Raw genomic sequence first — 17,377 nt, 5'->3', positions numbered from 1 at the left:
GACCTGGACTGGACGGTGCTGCATGCGGCCAAGACCACCCCTATTCGAGGGGCGGCCGGGACGGGTAGTCGTCTATCCTCCAATTCCGGTGGCACCGGTTTCGTTGCTGCCCGGAATCTTGAGGAGGTGGGTCCGGTCACTGGGATCGACGCAGGGACCGACAACGGCCAGGCGGAGCAGCCCGAGGGCCAGGGCGCGAGCACGGAGTCGACTGCGGAGCGCACCGCGCGCTTCGAGCGGGACGCGCTCGAATTCCTCGACCAGATGTACTCGGCCGCGCTGCGCATGACGCGCAACCCCGCCGACGCCGAAGACCTGGTGCAGGAGACGTACGCCAAGGCGTACGCGTCCTTCCACCAGTTCCGTGAGGGGACCAACCTCAAGGCGTGGCTGTACCGGATCCTCACCAACACGTTCATCAACTCGTACCGCAAGAAGCAGCGCGAACCCCAGCGCTCCGCGGCCGAGGAGATCGAGGACTGGCAGCTCGCGCGTGCCGAGTCGCACATGTCGACGGGCCTGCGCTCCGCCGAGTCGCAGGCGCTCGACCACCTGCCCGACTCGGACGTGAAGGAAGCGCTGCAGGCGATCCCCGAGGAATTCCGCATCGCCGTCTACCTCGCTGACGTAGAGGGCTTTGCGTACAAGGAGATCGCGGACATCATGGGGACACCCATCGGTACGGTGATGTCCCGCCTGCACCGCGGACGCCGTCAACTGCGCGGCATGTTGGAGGACTACGCGCGCGAGCGCGGGCTCGTCCCGGCCGGTGCCGGGGAGTCGAACGAAGCGAAAGGCTCGGGCTCATGAGCTGCGGAGAGCCGCACGAGACGGACTGCAGTGAGGTACTCGATCATCTCTACGAGTTCCTCGACAGCGAGATGCCGGACGTCGATCGCGCCAAGTTCAAGCAGCACTTCAGCGAGTGCTCGCCGTGTCTGGAGAAGTACGGCCTCGAAGAGGCCGTGAAGAAGCTGGTCAAGCGGTGCTGCGGTCATGACGACGTGCCCAGCGACCTGCGCTCCAAGGTCCTGGGGCGGCTCGATCTGATCCGCTCGGGCCAGGCCGTGCCCGAACACGACGTGACCGCCTCGCCGGTGACTCCGCAGGAGTCCTGAGCCGCGATCGCCGTTCACTCGAACGTGCTAATCAGCAGGTGATCACCCCGCGCCGCCTCCCCTCGCCGTCCTACGCTCCTCGCGACTGTGCGGACTCGGCTGGAGGGGCGACATGGAGGCGGTACCGGCACGCGCGCGTGCGTACGTCGCCTGCGTCGCCGTAGCCGCACTGCTCTGTCTGCTGCCGCTGCCGTCCGTCCGCACCTCCTGGTGGGAGCTCGCGCTGCTGGCCGCGCTGTCCGCCGGATGCGAGCGGGCCGCCGCCCGGTGGCGGTTCGCCGGGACCTTCCATCCCGTCCTGCTCGCCGGCGTCTTTCTGCTGCCGCCCCCGGCCGCCGCCCTCGTGGCCCTGCCGGGGGCGCTGCTGTCCCCGGTCGAGCGGCGCCCGCGCGGGCTGCGCCGGCTCTGGCGGGCCGCCCAGCTCGCGGTGAGCGTGTGGGCGGCCGCGCGGGTGCACTGGGCGATGGGCGGCCGGGACGCGGTCGTGGCATCCGACTTCCCGTACGCGCTGGCCCCGGCCGGGGTCGCGGTGCTCGTGCTCTGCCTGGTGCTGAGCATGCTGGACGGGGGGATCCTGGTTCTCGCCGAGCGGATGCCGGCACGACGGGCCTGGCACGGCCTGTTTCTCCGCTCCCTCGGGCCCGTCGCCGTGCACGGGTTGGCCGGACTCATGATGGCCGTGCTGTGGCGCAGTCCCTACGGCCCGGTCGCCGCGCTGCTCGTGCTGCTGCCGATGTACGTGTCGTGGTGGGTGTTCGCGCAGTACCACCGGGAGCGGGCCGCCCACCAGGCCACCATCCGGGCGCTGGTGCAGGCCGTCGACATCAAGGACGAGTACACGCGCGGGCACAGCGAGCGGGTGGGACAGGCGTCGATGATGATCGCGCGGGAGCTCGGCATGGACGACGACCGGACCGAGGTGCTGCGGTTCGCCGGAATCCTGCACGACGTGGGCAAGCTCGGGGTGCCGACGCGGCTGCTCAGGAAGGACGGCCCGCTGACCCCCGAGGAGCGGCGGGTCATCGAGCTGCATCCCGAGTACGGGCACGAGATGGTCCGGGGCATCTCCTTCCTCGGGGAGGCCAGGGCCGCCGTCCTGCACCACCACGAACGGCTGGACGGGAGCGGATACCCGTACGGGCTGATGGGCGGACAGATCCCGGAGTCGGCACGGGTGGTGGCCGTGGCCGACGCCTTCGACGCCATGACGTCCACCCGCTCCTACCGGCGGGCCCGGCCCGTCGGCGCCGCGCTGGAGGAGCTGGAGAAGTGCGCGGGCAGCCAGTTCGACCCGCGGATGGTCACGGCCCTCGCCCGCGCCCTGGCCCGGCACGGCTGGCACCCGGCGGTCACGGCCGACGAGACGGACGGGACCGGGGTGCCGCATCCCCGGCCGACCGTCGCGGGACGCCACGGGGTACGCCGGTGAGCGCGTCCAGGACGTCCCGCCGGCCCCCGCCGCTTCTCGCCCTCGTCCACGGCTGCGCCCTCCTCCTCGCCCTCGGCGCCCTCGGCTGCGTCCTGTGGACCGGCCTTGAGGAGCGCGGCACCGCCCTCGCCTTCGGCGTGCTGATCACCGTCGGTGAACTCAACCGCCGCAGCGGCCCCCACGTCAGGGAGGCCGCCCCGCTCGGTGCCGCCGGGGCGCTCTCGTACGCCCTGCTCGGCGAGAACGCCGGTGCGCCCACGCATCACGGCGCCGCCCAGGTCGTCACCGTCGTCCTCGCCGCCTCCCTCGTCGGCAGCGTGCCCCACGTGGGACGCGGACAGGGCCCCACCGCCGACCAGCTCGCCCGTCGCGTCCTCACCGTCGGCTTCGCCGCCGTGTGCTTCCAACCCCTGTACAACCAGGGCACGTTCACCCGGTGGGACGGCCCCGCCTACGCCCTGCTCCTGCTCGCCCTGCTCTCGCTGACCGCGCTGTGCGACGCCGTGCTCGCGGCCGCCCTCGCGCACTCCCGCACCCGCTGGCCCTTCGGCCCCCTGCTCCGGGACGAACTGCGGGCCCTGCTCGGCATCGGGTCCGCCGTCGTCGCCACCGGGGCCGTGATGGCGCTCGCGGTGGCCGTCGCGGGACTGTGGGCGCTGCCCGTGTTCTCGGTGCCGCTGCTGCTCACCCAGCTCTCCGTCCGCCGGTACGCCGCGGTCCGCTCCACCTACCGGCAGACCATCGCCTCCCTCGCCCGTGCCACCGAGATCGCCGGGTACACCCCCGCCGGGCACGCTCGCAGGGTCGCCGCGCTCAGCCGGGAGGTCGGGCGCGAACTGGGGATGTCCCGGCCCGAGCTCACCGTCCTGGAGTACGCCGCCCTCATGCACGACATCGGCCAGCTCAGCCTCGTCGACCCGGTGCCCGCGGGCGCCACCGCCGTCCTGCCCCTCGCCGAGCAGCGCCGCATCGCGCTGCTCGGCGGGGCCGTCGTACGGCAGACGGGCGTCGACGCGGCCGTCGCCGTGGTCGTGGAACGGCAGGCCGACCCCTGCCGGGAGCAGCCGCCGGCCGCGCGGATCGTACGGGCCGTCAACGCCTACGAGGAGAAGGCGCGGGACGCCGGACCGGGCGGGCCACTGACCGCGCTGGAGGAGCTGCGCCTGGGCACCGCGGGGGACTACGCTCCGGAGGTCGTGGAGGCGCTGGCCCGGGTACTGTCGAGAGACTGTCTGACCTCGCCCGTGACGGGGTAACCCATGGGTAATGAGCGCCCTTCCGAGCACACGTGGTTGGATGCGAGAGAGAGGGTGTCCGGGGGCACAGCCAGCCCACTCGACGGAACCGGCAGGCGGGAATCGTGAGGATCTTCGGCAAGGGACGGCACCGGCCCTCCGCCTCCTGGCGGCAGGCCACGGACCGCGCGTTCACGCTGATCGGCGACGGCCGGTACGAGGACGCGGGCGCGCTGCTGACACGTGCCGCGGACCTGGAGCCGTGGCTGTCCGAGTCCTGGTTCAACCTCGCGCTCCTGCACAAGTTCCGGCACGACTGGGAGCAGGCGCGGGCCGCGGGGCTGCGTGCCGTGGCGCTGCTCGACCGGGAGACCGGGGCGCCCGACTGGTGGAACGTCGGCATCGCCGCGACCGCGCTCCAGGACTGGCCGCTGGCCCGGCGGGCCTGGCAGGCGTACGGACTGCGGGTGCCGGGAGGGGCGACCGCGGCCGGTGAGCCGCTCGGCATGGACCTCGGCAGCGCCGCCGTACGGCTGTCTCCCGAGGGCGAGGCCGAGGTGGTGTGGGGGCGGCGGCTCGACCCCGCCCGCATTGAGGTGCTGTCCATCCCGCTGCCGTCCTCCGGGCGGCGCTGGGGCGAGGTCGTGCTGCACGACGGGGTGCCGCACGGCGAGCGGACCACCGCGGCGGGCCACGCCTACCCCGTGTTCGACGAGATCGAGCTGTGGGCGCCTTCGCCGGTGCCGACCTGGGTGGTGCTGCTGGAGGCGGCCACCGAGGCGGACCGGGACGCGCTGGAGCAGCTCGCCGCCGACGCCGGGTTCGCCGCCGAGGACTGGTCGTCCTCCGTACGGCTGCTGTGCCGGATGTGCTCCGAGTCGCGGATGCCGTCGGACGAGGGCGACGGGGAGCATCTCGATCCGCACGATCACAGTGAGCCGGGGCATCCCGGGCCGCTGGGGCATCGGACGGACGGGCAGTTGTGGGTGCCGGAGCGGGAGTGCGGGGTGGCTGCGCCGGCTTCGCTGGTTCGGGGGTTGTTGGACGGGTGGGTTGCGGACAGCCCGGATTCTCGTGACTGGCGGGATTTGGAAGAGGTCTGCTAGGTCGTTGTTCGGCTGCGGGTCCGCTGTGGCTGGTCGCGCAGTTCCCCGCGCCCCTGAGGGGCGCGATCCCCTTACCCTGTATCAGCAGCTCCCCCAGTTTTTGTTGAGGAAGGCATACGTCGGTCATGGCCCAGCAGGACACCGATCAGCAGCACGCGGGCGTGCTCCCCGTCGACGACGAGGGGTTCGTCATCGACACCGAGGACGCCGAGGAGCGGGAGAACGCCTGGCGTGAGCGCGGCACCTCGCGGCCCATCACCGTCGTCGGGAACCCCGTGCTGCACAAGGAGTGCAAGGACGTCACCGAGTTCGGCGAGGAGCTGGACCAGCTCGTCGCGGACATGTTCGCCAGCCAGCGCACCGCCGAGGGCGTCGGCCTCGCCGCCAACCAGATCGGTGTCGACCTGAAGGTCTTCGTGTACGACTGCCAGGACGACGAGGGCAAGCGGCACGTCGGTGTCGTCTGCAACCCGAAGCTCGTGGACCTGCCCGCCGACCGGCGCCAGCTGGACGAGAGCAACGAGGGCTGTCTGTCGGTGCCCACCGCGTACGCCCCGCTCGCCCGTCCCGACTACGCCGAGGTCACCGGGCAGGATGAGAAGGGCAACCCGGTCAAGGTCCGCGGCACCGGCTACTTCGCCCGCTGTCTGCAGCACGAGACCGACCACCTGTACGGCTACCTGTACATCGACCGTCTCTCCAAGCGTGAACGCAAGGACGCGCTGCGGCAGATGGCCGAGAACGAGCCCCGCTACCCCGTGGTCGCCAACGACTGACGTCCCACCACCCCCGCCCGCACGGCGCCTGTTCAGGAATCACTCCCCGAACAGGCGCCGTTCGCGTGTGCGTCGCACGTTCGATCGGATCTGCTCACTTAGTGATCCGGTTCGGGTCACACATGGGGAGAATCTCGACACCGTGGGGTAGTGAATGAAGCAAATCCGTTCCCAGAATGGTCAGTTGTGGTGCTGAATGGGAAGTGCGGGGATACGCAACGGCGCACGCCCGGTTCAGCGCGGGGGCGTGCGCCAACTGGCGGCTGGAAGGGGTTTGTTCGTGCCTGCTTTCCCACACAGCACCACATCGACGCCGACGGCGATCGCGGTTCCACCGTCGCTCTCTCTCCCGGTGATCGAGGCAGCGTTTCCCAGGCAACTGCATCCGTATTGGCCCAGGCTCCAGGAGAAGACGCGCACCTGGCTTCTGGAAAAACGGCTCATGCCGGCGGACAAGGTGACCGAATATGCCGACGGACTGTGCTACACGGACCTGATGGCGGGGTACTACCTCGGCGCCCCCGACGAGGTCCTCCAGGCGATAGCGGACTACAGCGCGTGGTTCTTCGTCTGGGACGACCGGCACGACCGTGACATCGTCCACCGCCGCCCCGGCGCGTGGCGGCGGCTGAGGTTCCGGTTGCACGCGGCGCTCGACTCCCCGCGGGATCATCTGCACCACGAGGATCCGCTGGTCGCCGCCTTCGCCGACTGCATGGTGCGGCTGTACTCGTTCCTGCCGCAGACCTGGAACACCCGGTTCGCCGGGCACTTCCACGAGGTGATCGAGGCGTACGACCGGGAATTCCGCAATCGCAGCAGGGGAGTCGTCCCCACGGTCGAGGAATACCTGGCCCTGCGCCGCCTCACTTTCGCGCACTGGATCTGGACGGATCTGCTGGAGCCGAGTGCGGGATGCGAACTCCCGGACGGGGTGCGAAAAAACCCGGCATTCCGGCGGGCGGCCCTGCTGAGCCAGGAATTCGCCGCCTGGTACAACGACCTCTGTTCGCTTCCCAAGGAGATCGCGGGGGACGAGGTCCACAATCTCGGCATCAGTCTCATCAAGCACGAGGGGCTGACCCTCGAAGAGGCGATCCGGGAAATGCGGCGGCTGATCGGCAAATGCGTGGACGCATTCCTCGTGGCCGAGTCCGATGCCCTCCGTTTCGCCGACAGTCTCGACGACGGCACCGTGCGCGGAAAGGAACTGAGCACAGCCGTCCGGGCCTGTGTCCGCAATATGCGCAACTGGTTCAGCACCGTCTACTGGTTCCACCACGAGTCCGGCCGTTACATGGTCGACAGCTGGGACGACCGGTCCACGCCCCCGTACGTCAACAACGAAGCGGCAGGTGAGAAATGACCGTCGAATCCGTGAAAACCGACGCCATGGTGGCTCCCGAGCCGGGTGAGCCGCCGCTCGCGGGCGGGGGCGTTCCCGTCCTCGGCCACGGCCTGCGTCTGGCCCGTGATCCGCTGAGCTTCCTGGCCGGGCTGCGACGGCACGGCGAGGTCGTACGCCTGCGGCTCGGCCCCAAGACGGTGTACGCGCCCACCACCCCGGAACTGACCGGAGCCGTGGCCCTCAACCCCGACTTCATCATCGCCGGACCGCTGTGGGAGTCCCTGGAGGGGCTGGTCGGCAAGGAGGGTGTGGCCACCGCCAACGGCCCGCAGCACCGGCGTCAACGGCGCATCATCCAGCCCGCGTTCCGGCTCGACGCGATACCGGCGTACGGGCCGATCATGGAGGAGGAGGCACAGGCGCTGGCCGAGCGCTGGCAGCCCGGCGAGACGGTCGACGCCACCCTGGAGTCCTTCCGGGTCGCCGTGCGCATAGCGGCCCGCTGTCTGCTGCGCGGCGACTACATGGACGAGCGCGCCGAGCGGCTGTGCGTCGCCCTCACGACCGTCTTCCGGGGGATGTACCGGCGGATGGTGATACCCGCGGGGCCGCTGTACAAGCTGCCGCTGCCGGCCAACCTCGCATTCAACCGCGCGTTGGCCGATCTGCATCGGGTGGTCGACGAGATCGTCGCCGAACGCCGGGCATCCGGTCAAAAGCCGGACGATTTGCTGACGGCATTGCTGGAGGCGAAGGATGCGAATGGCGACCCCATCGGGGAACAGGAGATCCACGACCAGGTGGTCGCGATACTCACCCCCGGCGGCGAAACCGTCGCGTCCACGATCATGTGGCTGCTTCAGGTGCTCGCGGAACACCCGGACCACGCGGACAAGGTGTGCGCGGAAGTCGAATCGGTCACCGGTGGCCGTCCTGTGGCATTCGAGGACGTACGGTCGCTCAGCTACACGAACTATGTAGTGGTCGAGACCATGCGTTTGTGGCCCGCGGTATGGATATTGACGCGTCGGGCGGTACGGGACACCGAACTCGGTGGCTATCGCATTCCGGCCGGAGCCGACATCGTCTACAGTCCGTACGCGATCCAGCGCGACGCGAAGTCCTTCGACGACAGCGCGGTGTTCGACCCGCTGCGCTGGAGTCCGGAGCGGGCCAAAGCGGTTCCGAAACACGCCATGAGCCCGTTCAGCACCGGCAACCGGAAGTGCCCGAGCGACCACTTCTCGATGGCCCAGCTGACGCTGCTCACGGCGGCGCTGGCCCGGAAGTACCGCTTCGAGCAGGTGACCGGTTCCGACGACACCCCCCGGCCGGGCATCACCCTGCGGCCGAACCGGCTGCTGGTCAGGCCCGTGCCCAGGTGACGGGTCAGGCGGCCGCCTCCGGGCCCTGGAAGGTGCGCCGGTAGGCGTTCGGAGTGGTACCCACCGCGCGCAGGAACTGGTGGCGCAGCGCGGCCGCGGTGCCGAACCCCGCCCGGCCCGCGATCGCGTCCACCGTCTCGTCCGTCGCCTCCAGCAGCCGCTGGGCCAGCAGCACGCGCTGGCGCAGGATCCAGCGATAGGGAGTCGTCCCCGTCTCCTGCTGGAAGCGGCGGGCGAAGGTGCGCGGGGACATGTGCGCGCGCTCGGCGAGCTGCTCGACGGTCACCTCCTCGTCGAGGTGCCGCTCCATCCACACGAGCACCTCGCCGACGGTGTCGCACTTCGACGCGGGCAGCGGCCGCTCGATGTACTGGGCCTGGCCGCCGTCCCGGTGCGGCGGTACGACCATGCGCCGGGCGATCTTGTTGGCGACCTCGGTGCCCTGCTCCTTGCGCACGATGTGCAGACAGGCGTCGATGCCGGCGGCGGTGCCCGCGGAGGTGATCACCGGGTCCTCGTCGACGTACAGCACGTCCGGTTCGACCGTCAGCCGCGGATACGCCCGCGCCAACTCCTCCGCGTGGTGCCAGTGCACGGTGCAGCGCCGGCCGTCGAGCAGTCCGGCGGCGGCGAGCACGAAGACGCCGGAACACACGCTGAGCACCCGGGCGCCGCGGCCGACCGCGCTGCGCAGGGCCTCCAGCAGCTCGGGCGGGAAGTCCCGCGTCTCGTAGCCGGCGCAGGCCGGCACGGTGATCAGGTCGGCCGACTCCAGCCGCTCCAGGCCGTGTTCGACGTGCAGGGCGAAGCCCGACCGTGAGGTCAGCCGGGGCCCCTCGGCCGAGGCGACCGCGAAGTCGTAGACGGGCAGTCCGTCGTCGCTGCGGTCGGTTCCGAAGACCTCGCAGACGACTCCGAGCTCGAAGGGGTTCACACCGTCCAGGACGACTGCGGCCACGTTCTTCAGCATGCTGCCAGTGTGCCTCAGGGATGGCAGTAAATCGAGGGTGTGCGGCAGTCCTGCCACTGTTGGTCAGGAGTCATCGGCGCGACAGTAGTGACATGACTTCAGCGCAGACACAAGGACTGATCGCCATGCTGACTGTTTTCGCCATCTTCGTCCTCCTGATCCTCCCGTCGGTGATCGGGATCGTGCACGACAAGCGGGTCGACCGTCAGATCAGGAAGGCGCGCGAGTACCGGACCGCACACGGGGTCACCCGGACGGTCTAATCTCTCCTGGATCAACAGGGGAGGAACATGAGACACAGACTGTGGGCCGTGGCAGGCGGGGCGGCAGCCCTGGCCCTGCTCACGGCCACCGGAGCCCATGCCGAGGGCGAGGGCGACGTCAGGGTCACCAAGACCGTGGTGAACAAGGGCGGCAACGTCATCGTCGGCACGGCGAAGACCATCAGGTACCCGATCGCGGTCACCGTCAAGGACGACTCGGGCGTCAAGAAGATCACGCATCTCAGCACGTTCAACAAGTCCAACGGCTACGGGTTCATCACCTGGGACGGCGACTCGTCCTGCGTGAGGAAGAGTGCGACGACCTCGGTGTGCACGGGCACGATGACGGTCGACCCCGGCTGGATCGCCGACAGCGACGACATCGACAGCAACAGGGTCGCCGGTGTCTGGCAGGTCAACGCCACCGTCAAGGCGAACGACGGCGACTACTGGATCTCGGACCACATCGCCGAGTACAAGGTCAAGCGCGCCGCACAGCTCACCACGGACGCGACCCCCGAACCCGTCGCCCGGGGTGCCCAGCTCACCGTCAAGGGCAAGCTCTCCCGGGCCAACTGGGAGGACCTGAAGTACCACGGCTATCCCGGTCAGTCGGTCAGGCTCCAGTTCCGCGCGACCGGCGCCGCCCACTACAGCACGGTCAAGACCGTGAAGACGGACAACCTGGGCCGGCTCAGCACCAAGGTGACCGCCTCGGCGGCGGGCAGCTGGCGCTGGTACTTCCCCGGCACCACGACGACCTCGCTGAAGGTGTCGGCCGGGGACACGGTCGCGCTCAGGTGACCACCACGGTGATCCGCCACTCCTGAATGCCCTTGCAGGAGACCTTGCCGGTCTCGGTGGCGCACAGCGGTCGTGAGGAACTCAGCCGCACCGTGCCCGCCGAGACCGCCTTGTACGCGGCGCTCGCGTCACCGGGCAGCAGCACTACGCCGCTGTTGGCGGCCTCCAGCCCCCTGCCCTTGACGTCGACGGGCTGCCACGGGCGGTCCTTGTTCCCGTCCAGGGAGACCCGGACCGTCGCTCCGACGGCCAGGCACACGGTGTCGCCGCTGTCGGTGGCGTCGAGGTCGCCCGTGAGCGTCGTACAACCGGACGACGCGGACGGGGGCGGCGACGGCGACGCGGAGTCGCTGCCGCCGCCCCCCTCGTCTCCGGCCTCGGTCCCGCACCCCGCGAGCAGCAGGGTCAGTGCCGCGAGGGCGAGGGCGGTGCGGTGGATCGTAGGGCGCATGGGGTGGCCTCCTCGTCGGTGAGACGTTCCGCACGCCTACCCGGATCCACCGACTTTTGACGGAGGTCCGTCAGAATGGGGGGCTCGGTCAGAAGTCCTCGTCCAGGTCGACCGTGCCCTCCACCGCCACCTGGTACGCGGACGGACGCCGCTCGAAGAAGTTGGTCAGCTCCTGGACCCCCTGCAGCTCCATGAAGGAGAACGGGTTCTCCGAGCCGTACACCGGCGCGAAGCCGAGGCGGGTCAGGCGCTGGTCGGCGACACACTCCAGGTACTGGCGCATCGACTCGGTGTTCATCCCGGGCAGCCCGTCCCCGCACAGGTCGCGCGCGAACTGCAGCTCCGCCTCCACGGCCTCCGCCAGCATGTCGGTGACCTGCTGCTGGAGCTGCTCGTCGAAGAGCTCCGGCTCCTCCTTGCGGACGGTGTCGACCACGTCGAAGGCGAAGGACATGTGCATGGTCTCGTCGCGGAACACCCAGTTGGTGCCGGTGGCGAGGCCGTGCAGCAGACCCCGGCTGCGGAACCAGTAGACGTACGCGAAGGCGCCGTAGAAGAACAGGCCCTCGATGCATGCGGCGAAGCAGATCAGGTTGAGCAGGAAGCGGCGGCGGTCGGCCTGGGACTCCAGGCGGTCCAGCTTCTCCACCTCGTTGATCCACCGGAAGCAGAACTCGGCCTTCTCGCGGATGGAGGGGATGCTCTCGACGGCGTCGAAGGCCGCCGCCCGGTCCTCCGGGTCGGGGAGGTAGGTGTCCAGGAGCGTCAGATAGAACTGGACGTGGACGGCCTCCTCGAAGAGCTGCCTGCTCAGGTACAGGCGCGCCTCGGGGGAGTTGATGTGCTTGTAGAGGGTCAGCACCAGGTTGTTCGCCACGATCGAGTCGCCCGTCGCGAAGAACGCGACCAGCCGGCCGATCAGGTGCTGCTCGGCGGGGCTGAGCTTCGCGAGGTCGGCGACGTCCGAGTGGAGGTCGACCTCCTCGACGGTCCAGGTGTTCTTGATGGCGTCCCGGTAGCGCTCGTAGAAGTCCGGGTAGCGCATCGGGCGGAGCGTCAGCTCGAAGCCGGGGTCGAGCAGGTTCTGGTTGCTGGGCATTACTGGCAGGCCTCGCAGGACTCGGGGTTTTCCAGGGAGCAGGCGACCGCGTCTTCGGGGGCCGGCTGCTGGACGGGGACCGTCGCCTGCGCGGCGCGGGCGATACGGGTCGCCGGGCGCGAGCGCAGGTAGTACGTCGTCTTCAGCCCGGACTTCCAGGCGTACGCGTACATCGAGGAGAGCTTGCCGATCGTCGGCGTCTCCAGGAAGAGGTTCAGGGACTGGGACTGGTCGAGGAACGGGGTCCGGGCCGCGGCCATGTCGATCAGGCCGCGCTGCGGGATCTCCCACGCCGTCCGGTACAGCGCCCGTACGTCCTCGGGGATCCACGCGAAGTCCTGCACCGAGCCGTTCGCGTCCCGCAGCGCCTCACGGGTGCGGGCGTCCCAGACGCCGAGCTTCTTCAACTCGGCCACCAGGTAGGAGTTGACCTGGAGGAACTCGCCCGACAGCGTCTCGCGCTTGAACAGGTTGGAGACCTGCGGCTCGATGCACTCGTACACACCGGCGATCGAGGCGATCGTGGCCGTCGGCGCGATGGCCAGCAGCAGGGAGTTGCGCAGTCCGGTGGTGGCGATACGGCCGCGCAGGGCCGCCCACCGCTCGGGCCAGGTGAGTTCGACACCCGGGAAGTGGTCGGGGTGCAGCACGCCCTGTGCCGTACGGGTCTTCTCCCAGGCCGGCAGCGGGCCGCTGCGCTCGGCGAGGTCGGCGGAGGCCTCGTAGGCGGCGAGCATGATGCGCTCGGCGATCCGGGTGGACAGTGCCGTGGCCTCGGGGGAGTCGAAGGGCAGGCGCAGCTTGAAGAAGACGTCCTGCAGGCCCATCGCGCCGAGGCCGACGGGACGCCACTTGGCGTTGGACCGTCCGGCCTGCTCGGTCGGATAGAAGTTGATGTCGACGACCCGGTCGAGGAAGGTCACGGCGGTGCGGACGGTGGCGTCCAGCCGCTCCCAGTCGAGGTCGCCGGTCGTGGTGTCGACGAACGCGCCGAGGTTCACGGAACCCAGATTGCAGACCGCGGTCTCCCCGTCGTCCGTGACCTCCAGGATCTCCGTGCAGAGGTTGGAGGAGTGGACGGTGTGGCCGGGCAGCGCCGTCTGGTTGGCCGTGCGGTTGGCGGCGTCCTTGAAGGTCATCCAGCCGTTGCCGGTCTGCGCGAGGGTGCGCATCATGCGGCCGTAGAGGTCACGGGCCGGGATGGTCCTGCGCGCGAGCCCCTCGGCCTCCGCCTTGCGGTACGCCGCGTCGAACTCCGCGCCCCACAGGTCGACCAGCTCGGGCACGTCGGCGGGCGAGAAGAGCGACCACTGGGCGTCCGCGTTCACCCGGCGCATGAACTCGTCCGGCACCCAGTGCGCGAGGTTCAGGTTGTGCGTACGGCGGGCGTCCTCACCGGTGTTGTCCCTGAGCTCCAGGAACTCCTCGATGTCGGAGTGCCAGGTCTCCAGGTAGACCGCGGCCGCGCCCTTGCGCCGGCCGCCCTGGTTCACGGCGGCGACGGAGGCGTCGAGGGTCTTCAGGAACGGGACGATGCCGTTGGAGTGCCCGTTGGTGCCGCGGATCAGCGAACCGCGGGAGCGGATACGGGAGTACGAGATGCCGATGCCGCCGGCGTGCTTGGAGAGGTTGGCGACCTGGTGGTAGCGGTCGTAGATGGAGTCCAGCTCGTCCTTCGGGGAGTCGAGGAGGTAGCAGGACGACATCTGGGGGTGCCGGGTGCCGGAGTTGAAGAGGGTGGGGGAGGACGGGAGGTAGTCGAGGCGGCTCATCAGGCGGTAGAGCGCGGCGACTTCGTCCAGGGCGTGGACCGTGTCGTCCTCGGCGAGGCCGGACGCCACCCGGAGCATGAAGTGCTGGGGCGTCTCGATGACCTTGCGGGTGATCGGGTGCCGCAGCAGGTAGCGGCTGTACAGGGTGCGCAGGCCGAAGTAGCCGAAGCGGTCGTCGGCCCCGGTGTCGACCAGCGCGTCGAGCCGCTCGGCGTGCACCCGCACGAACTCGGCGGTCCGGTCGGCGATGAGGCCCTCGCGGTGGCCGACGGCGACCGACCCGGTGAAGGAGGTGACGCCCTGTGAGGCGGCCTCGGCGGCGATGGAGACGGTCAGCAGCCGGGCGGCCAGCCTGCTGTAGGCGGGGTCCTCGGAGATGAGGCCGGCCGCCGCCTCGGTGGCCAGCTCGCGCAACTCCGCGATCATCTCCGCGGAGGCCCCCCGCGCGGACCGGCCGCGCAGCGCGGCGGCGGCGACCCGGCCGGGGTCGGCGTCGGGGAGGTCGGCGGTCAGCGCGGTCAGGGTCCGCAGCAACGCGGTCCCGGGACCGTCCTCGTCCACCGGGGTGGTCGCTGAAGCCGGGTCGGCTGGCGCGATGGTCACTGGGGGCTCTCCCTCGCTGGGCACGGGGGCCTTGCGGAGGGCAGGGGGCAGCACACGAGCGCGCACGGCGTCGCGTCCACCGGCCCATTCCACGAGGCCCGGACGTCATGACACCCGGGCCGGTATGGCACGGGCGTGCTGTCGACAGGTCCTCGGACTGACTCTCATGTGTGCTTATGCACGCATGAGTACACCGTTGCGGGACAGTTCCGGATTCCCACCGGATTCCCCTGCGGCGACAGCGAGCACGAGCATACATCTTGTGTCGGGTTGCGGTGACGCCCCCAGATGTTGTGTCGCGCTGGTTTCAGAGCGTCAACTGATAGGTGAGGAGAGTGAAGTCGGGGGAGTCCGGAACGGGGTGCCAGTCGCGTTCCGGGGCGCGGGTGAAGCCGAGGCGTTCGTAGATGCGGTGGGCCGTGTGCATGGTGGGCTGGGTGCACAGCACGAGGTCGGTGCCCGCGGCTGCCGCGCGGTCGATGCAGGCCTTTACGAGGGCCTGTCCGACGCCCTTGCCGCGGGCCTCGTGGGACACCGCGAGCATCCGGATCTCCGCCTCTCCGGGGCGGGCGAGCTCGGCCAACGGGCCGCCGGAGGGGACGTAGGTGACTCCGCCGAGGAGGTGGTCGTTCTCCGTGGCCACGAGGACCTCCGCCGTTTTCGCCCGCTTGGCCACGTCCTTGAGTTCGGTGAGATACCAGTCGTCCTCGTCGCCGAAGGCGAGGAGGCCGTCCTCCAGGTAGGCCCGTGCCGTGATGTCACCGAGGCGTTCGTAGTCGGCGGGTTCGGCGGGGCGGATCAGTATGTTCATGGCGGTGAGTGTGCACGAAAGGAGCGGGCCGCCGAGGGTCTTGCTCCCGGCGGCCCGCTGCGGGTTCGTCGTGGCTGGTCGCGCCCAGGCGGCGGAGCCGCATGTCGATGCAGCCCCACGCCCCCGAAAGCGCTCAGTGCGAGGTGCCTGCTGTCGCCGGCGGGAGTTCCACCTCCACCCCCGGGTCGCCCGCGTCCGCCGTGTAGTCCTCCGGGCTGGTCTCGTCCACGCCGTCGGGGGCCTTCAGCGCCTTCAGCAGGAAGGTCAGGACCACCGTGAACACGACGTTGAGCACGAACGCGGTGAGGCCGATGTAGCCGATCTCGCCGATGCCCGGGATCTCCTTCGCCGAGCCGCCGAAGTGCTTCTGGGTCGGGGAGGCCACGCCGTACGCGGCGACCGTGCCGTAGATCATGCCGACCGCCCAGCCGGCGAGCAGGGCCCAGCGGTGGAACCAGCGGGTGAAGAGGCCGCCGACCAGGGCCGGGAAGGTCTGCAGGATCCAGATGCCGCCCAGCAGCTGGAAGTTGATGGCGACCGTCTTGTCCATGGTGAGGACGAAGACCAGGGCGCCGACCTTCACCAGCAGCGAGACCAGCTTGGAGACCTTGGTCTCCTGTGCCGGTGTGGCGTCCGGCTTGATGAAGTCCTTGTAGATGTTGCGGGTGAACAGGTTCGCGGCCGCGATGGACATGATGGCCGCCGGCACGAGCGCGCCGATGCCGATCGCCGCGAAGGCCACGCCCGCGAACCAGTCCGGGAACATGTCCTCGAAGAGCTGCGGGATCGCCAACTGCGGGTTGGTGACCTTCACTCCGGCCGCGATCGCCATGAAGCCGAGCAGCGCGAGCAGGCCCAGCATCAGGGAGTACAGCGGCAGGATCGTGGTGTTGCGGCGGATCACCTCACGGCTGCGGGAGGAGAGCGTCGCGGTGATCGAGTGCGGGTACATGAACAGCGCGAGCGCGGAGCCCAGCGCCAGCGTGGCGTACGTCCACTGGCCCGCCTCCGGGGGGACCAGCCCGCCCGCCTTGGCCGCCGTGTACTTCTCGCTCGCCGCGCCGAAGACGTCGTCGAAGCCGCCCAGTTTGATCGGGATGTAGATGATCGCCACCGCGATGACGATGTAGATCAGCGTGTCCTTCACGAACGCGATCAGGGCGGGGGCCCGCAGGCCGGAGGAGTACGTGTACGCCGCGAGGACACCGAACGCGATCAGCAGCGGCAGGTCCTTCACGAACCAGTTGGTGTTCTCGCCGCCGCCGACGCCCATGACGTCCAGGACCGCCTGGATGCCGACCAGTTGGAGCGCGATGTACGGCATGGTCGCGAGGATGCCGGTGACCGCCACCGCCAGCGACAGCCCCTTCGAGCCGAAGCGGCCGCGCACGAAGTCCGAGGTCGTCACGTACCCGTGCTTGTGGGAGACCGACCACAGGCGGGGCAGGAACGTGAAGATCAGCGGGTAGACCAGGATGGTGTACGGCACCGCGAAGAAGCCGGCCGCGCCCGCCGCGTAGATCGCCGCGGGCACCGCGACGAAGGTGTACGCCGTGTACAGGTCGCCGCCCAGCAGGAACCAGGTGACCCAGGTGCCGAACGACCGGCCGCCCAGGCCCCATTCGTCGAGGCTGTGCTCGTTCTCGGCCTTGCGCCAGCGTGCGGCCAGGAAGCCCATGACCGTGACGGCCAGGAAGAAGAGGATGAAGACGGTGAGAGCCACACCGTTGACGCCGCCGTTCACTTGGTACCTCCACGACGGGCGCGCTGGTCACGCTGCCAGAGCTGGTACGCGGTCATCGTCAGCGCGGTGGAGATCAGCACCCACAGCATCTGGTACCAGTAGAAGAACGGGATGCCGATGAACGTGGGGTCGGTCTTGGCGTACGAGCCCACCCACAGCATCGCCACGAACGGGGCGAGCAGGCAGATGGCGATCACCACCCGCACCGGTGTCACCACCGGTCTCACTTCAGGTGCATCCGACATGTCGCGTCTCCTACCCCTCACTGATCAGCGTTGATCACCTGTAACGCGCAGGCAATCTAGGCGCTGGTGTCGCGACAGCGGAAGACCTCGTCCGCATATCGGTATGTCGATTCTGTGAAGCCGCCACCGGAACAGCCTTCGGCAGCAGCGGAATCCCTGCACCGGAGCCCTCGGGTGACTCGCCCCGGGCGAGCGCGAGCACGGACCGGCCGGCGGCG

At 69.7% G+C, this 17,377-nt stretch carries 17 protein-coding genes and 1 riboswitch; of the genes, 10 read left to right on the top strand and 7 right to left on the bottom strand.

Features of this window, described 5'->3' with window-relative positions:
- Window positions 1–126 precede the first annotated feature (126 nt).
- The 8 genes from sigR (at window position 127) to AQI94_RS08310 (ending at window position 8,397) form a co-directional block, all read left to right on the top strand.
- A complete protein-coding gene (sigR, locus tag AQI94_RS08345; protein ID WP_007384596.1) occupies window positions 127–810 on the top strand; it encodes an RNA polymerase sigma factor SigR in 684 nt (227 codons plus the stop codon).
- Window positions 807–1,118: a mycothiol system anti-sigma-R factor gene (gene rsrA / locus AQI94_RS08340; RefSeq protein WP_031038893.1), complete on the top strand. Its 312-nt coding sequence runs from the start codon at window positions 807–809 to the stop codon at window positions 1,116–1,118. The genes sigR and rsrA overlap by 4 nt, the downstream gene beginning before the upstream one ends.
- 112 nt (window positions 1,119–1,230) lie before the next feature.
- Window positions 1,231–2,547 (top strand): HD-GYP domain-containing protein, encoded by a 1,317-nt coding sequence (locus AQI94_RS08335; protein WP_031038896.1) that lies wholly within the window; start codon window positions 1,231–1,233, stop codon window positions 2,545–2,547.
- The gene (locus AQI94_RS08330) at window positions 2,544–3,803 is read left to right on the top strand and encodes an HD-GYP domain-containing protein (RefSeq protein ID WP_031038898.1); all 1,260 of its coding nucleotides are present in this window, start codon (window positions 2,544–2,546) and stop codon (window positions 3,801–3,803) included. The genes AQI94_RS08335 and AQI94_RS08330 overlap by 4 nt, the downstream gene beginning before the upstream one ends.
- A gap of 104 nt (window positions 3,804–3,907) precedes the next feature.
- Complete coding sequence (locus AQI94_RS08325; RefSeq protein WP_031038901.1) at window positions 3,908–4,888, top strand: tetratricopeptide repeat protein; 981 nt, start codon at window positions 3,908–3,910, stop codon at window positions 4,886–4,888.
- A 125-nt stretch (window positions 4,889–5,013) separates the two neighbouring features.
- The gene (def, locus tag AQI94_RS08320) at window positions 5,014–5,664 is read left to right on the top strand and encodes a peptide deformylase (RefSeq protein WP_031038903.1); all 651 of its coding nucleotides are present in this window, start codon (window positions 5,014–5,016) and stop codon (window positions 5,662–5,664) included.
- A gap of 280 nt (window positions 5,665–5,944) precedes the next feature.
- Window positions 5,945–7,030, top strand: a complete 1,086-nt coding sequence (cyc1, locus tag AQI94_RS08315; protein ID WP_107064209.1) for an epi-isozizaene synthase — start codon at window positions 5,945–5,947, stop codon at window positions 7,028–7,030.
- Complete coding sequence (locus AQI94_RS08310; RefSeq protein ID WP_031038909.1) at window positions 7,027–8,397, top strand: bifunctional albaflavenone monooxygenase/terpene synthase; 1,371 nt, start codon at window positions 7,027–7,029, stop codon at window positions 8,395–8,397. Before cyc1 ends, AQI94_RS08310 begins: the two co-directional genes overlap by 4 nt.
- A gap of 4 nt (window positions 8,398–8,401) precedes the next feature.
- Here AQI94_RS08310 and AQI94_RS08305 read toward each other — a convergent pair whose 3' ends face one another.
- On the bottom strand, window positions 8,402–9,367 hold the full coding sequence (locus AQI94_RS08305) for a GlxA family transcriptional regulator (RefSeq protein ID WP_031038912.1): 966 nt from the start codon (window positions 9,365–9,367) through the stop codon (window positions 8,402–8,404).
- 92 nt (window positions 9,368–9,459) lie between these two features.
- Here AQI94_RS08305 and AQI94_RS44550 point away from each other — a divergent pair, with 92 nt between their 5' ends.
- The gene (locus tag AQI94_RS44550) at window positions 9,460–9,630 is read left to right on the top strand and encodes a hypothetical protein (RefSeq protein WP_158806165.1); all 171 of its coding nucleotides are present in this window, start codon (window positions 9,460–9,462) and stop codon (window positions 9,628–9,630) included.
- Window positions 9,631–9,657: 27 nt separating this feature from the next.
- Window positions 9,658–10,434, top strand: a complete 777-nt coding sequence (locus tag AQI94_RS08300) for a hypothetical protein (protein ID WP_031038915.1) — start codon at window positions 9,658–9,660, stop codon at window positions 10,432–10,434.
- Here the strand turns inward: AQI94_RS08300 and AQI94_RS08295 are convergent.
- The 6 genes from AQI94_RS08295 to AQI94_RS08270 form a co-directional block, all read right to left on the bottom strand.
- Window positions 10,427–10,885, bottom strand: a complete 459-nt coding sequence (locus AQI94_RS08295) for a hypothetical protein (protein WP_031038917.1) — start codon at window positions 10,883–10,885, stop codon at window positions 10,427–10,429. The genes AQI94_RS08300 and AQI94_RS08295 overlap by 8 nt on opposite strands.
- A gap of 88 nt (window positions 10,886–10,973) precedes the next feature.
- A complete protein-coding gene (locus tag AQI94_RS08290) occupies window positions 10,974–11,984 on the bottom strand; it encodes a ribonucleotide-diphosphate reductase subunit beta (protein WP_031038920.1) in 1,011 nt (336 codons plus the stop codon).
- Window positions 11,984–14,359, bottom strand: coding sequence for a ribonucleoside-diphosphate reductase subunit alpha (locus AQI94_RS08285; protein WP_031038922.1), 2,376 nt, complete (start codon window positions 14,357–14,359; stop codon window positions 11,984–11,986). Before AQI94_RS08285 ends, AQI94_RS08290 begins: the two co-directional genes overlap by 1 nt.
- Before the next feature lie 126 nt (window positions 14,360–14,485).
- A riboswitch (cobalamin riboswitch) is annotated at window positions 14,486–14,614 on the bottom strand.
- Window positions 14,615–14,666: 52 nt separating this feature from the next.
- Window positions 14,667–15,170 carry a GNAT family N-acetyltransferase gene (locus AQI94_RS08280; protein WP_031038925.1) on the bottom strand — a complete coding sequence of 168 codons (504 nt, stop codon included), beginning with the start codon at window positions 15,168–15,170 and terminating at the stop codon, window positions 14,667–14,669.
- A gap of 133 nt (window positions 15,171–15,303) precedes the next feature.
- Entirely contained in the window at window positions 15,304–16,914 is a 1,611-nt protein-coding gene (gene mctP / locus AQI94_RS08275) for a monocarboxylate uptake permease MctP (RefSeq protein WP_031038929.1), read from the bottom strand.
- Window positions 16,911–17,159, bottom strand: a complete 249-nt coding sequence (locus AQI94_RS08270; RefSeq protein ID WP_031038932.1) for a DUF3311 domain-containing protein — start codon at window positions 17,157–17,159, stop codon at window positions 16,911–16,913. Before AQI94_RS08270 ends, mctP begins: the two co-directional genes overlap by 4 nt.
- Window positions 17,160–17,377 lie beyond the last annotated feature (218 nt).

Origin of the sequence: Streptomyces pseudovenezuelae (genome assembly GCF_001513955.1) — a bacterium.
Lineage (GTDB): Bacteria > Actinomycetota > Actinomycetes > Streptomycetales > Streptomycetaceae > Streptomyces > Streptomyces pseudovenezuelae.
This window is presented reverse-complemented; position numbering and strand designations above follow the sequence as displayed.

Bases quoted from the DNA above. Each gene is read 5' to 3' on its own strand.
- rsrA (WP_031038893.1), top strand. From the start codon at position 807: ATGAGCTGCGGAGAGCCGCACGAGACGGACTGCAGTGAGGTACTCGAT.
- AQI94_RS08335 (WP_031038896.1), top strand. From the start codon at position 1,231: ATGGAGGCGGTACCGGCACGCGCGCGTGCGTACGTCGCCTGCGTCGCC.
- def (WP_031038903.1), top strand. From the start codon at position 5,014: ATGGCCCAGCAGGACACCGATCAGCAGCACGCGGGCGTGCTCCCCGTC.
- AQI94_RS08310 (WP_031038909.1), top strand. From the start codon at position 7,027: ATGACCGTCGAATCCGTGAAAACCGACGCCATGGTGGCTCCCGAGCCG.
- AQI94_RS08305 (WP_031038912.1), bottom strand. From the start codon at position 9,367: ATGCTGAAGAACGTGGCCGCAGTCGTCCTGGACGGTGTGAACCCCTTC.
- AQI94_RS44550 (WP_158806165.1), top strand. From the start codon at position 9,460: ATGACTTCAGCGCAGACACAAGGACTGATCGCCATGCTGACTGTTTTC.
- AQI94_RS08300 (WP_031038915.1), top strand. From the start codon at position 9,658: ATGAGACACAGACTGTGGGCCGTGGCAGGCGGGGCGGCAGCCCTGGCC.
- AQI94_RS08295 (WP_031038917.1), bottom strand. From the start codon at position 10,885: ATGCGCCCTACGATCCACCGCACCGCCCTCGCCCTCGCGGCACTGACC.
- AQI94_RS08290 (WP_031038920.1), bottom strand. From the start codon at position 11,984: ATGCCCAGCAACCAGAACCTGCTCGACCCCGGCTTCGAGCTGACGCTC.
- AQI94_RS08280 (WP_031038925.1), bottom strand. From the start codon at position 15,170: ATGAACATACTGATCCGCCCCGCCGAACCCGCCGACTACGAACGCCTC.
- AQI94_RS08270 (WP_031038932.1), bottom strand. From the start codon at position 17,159: ATGTCGGATGCACCTGAAGTGAGACCGGTGGTGACACCGGTGCGGGTG.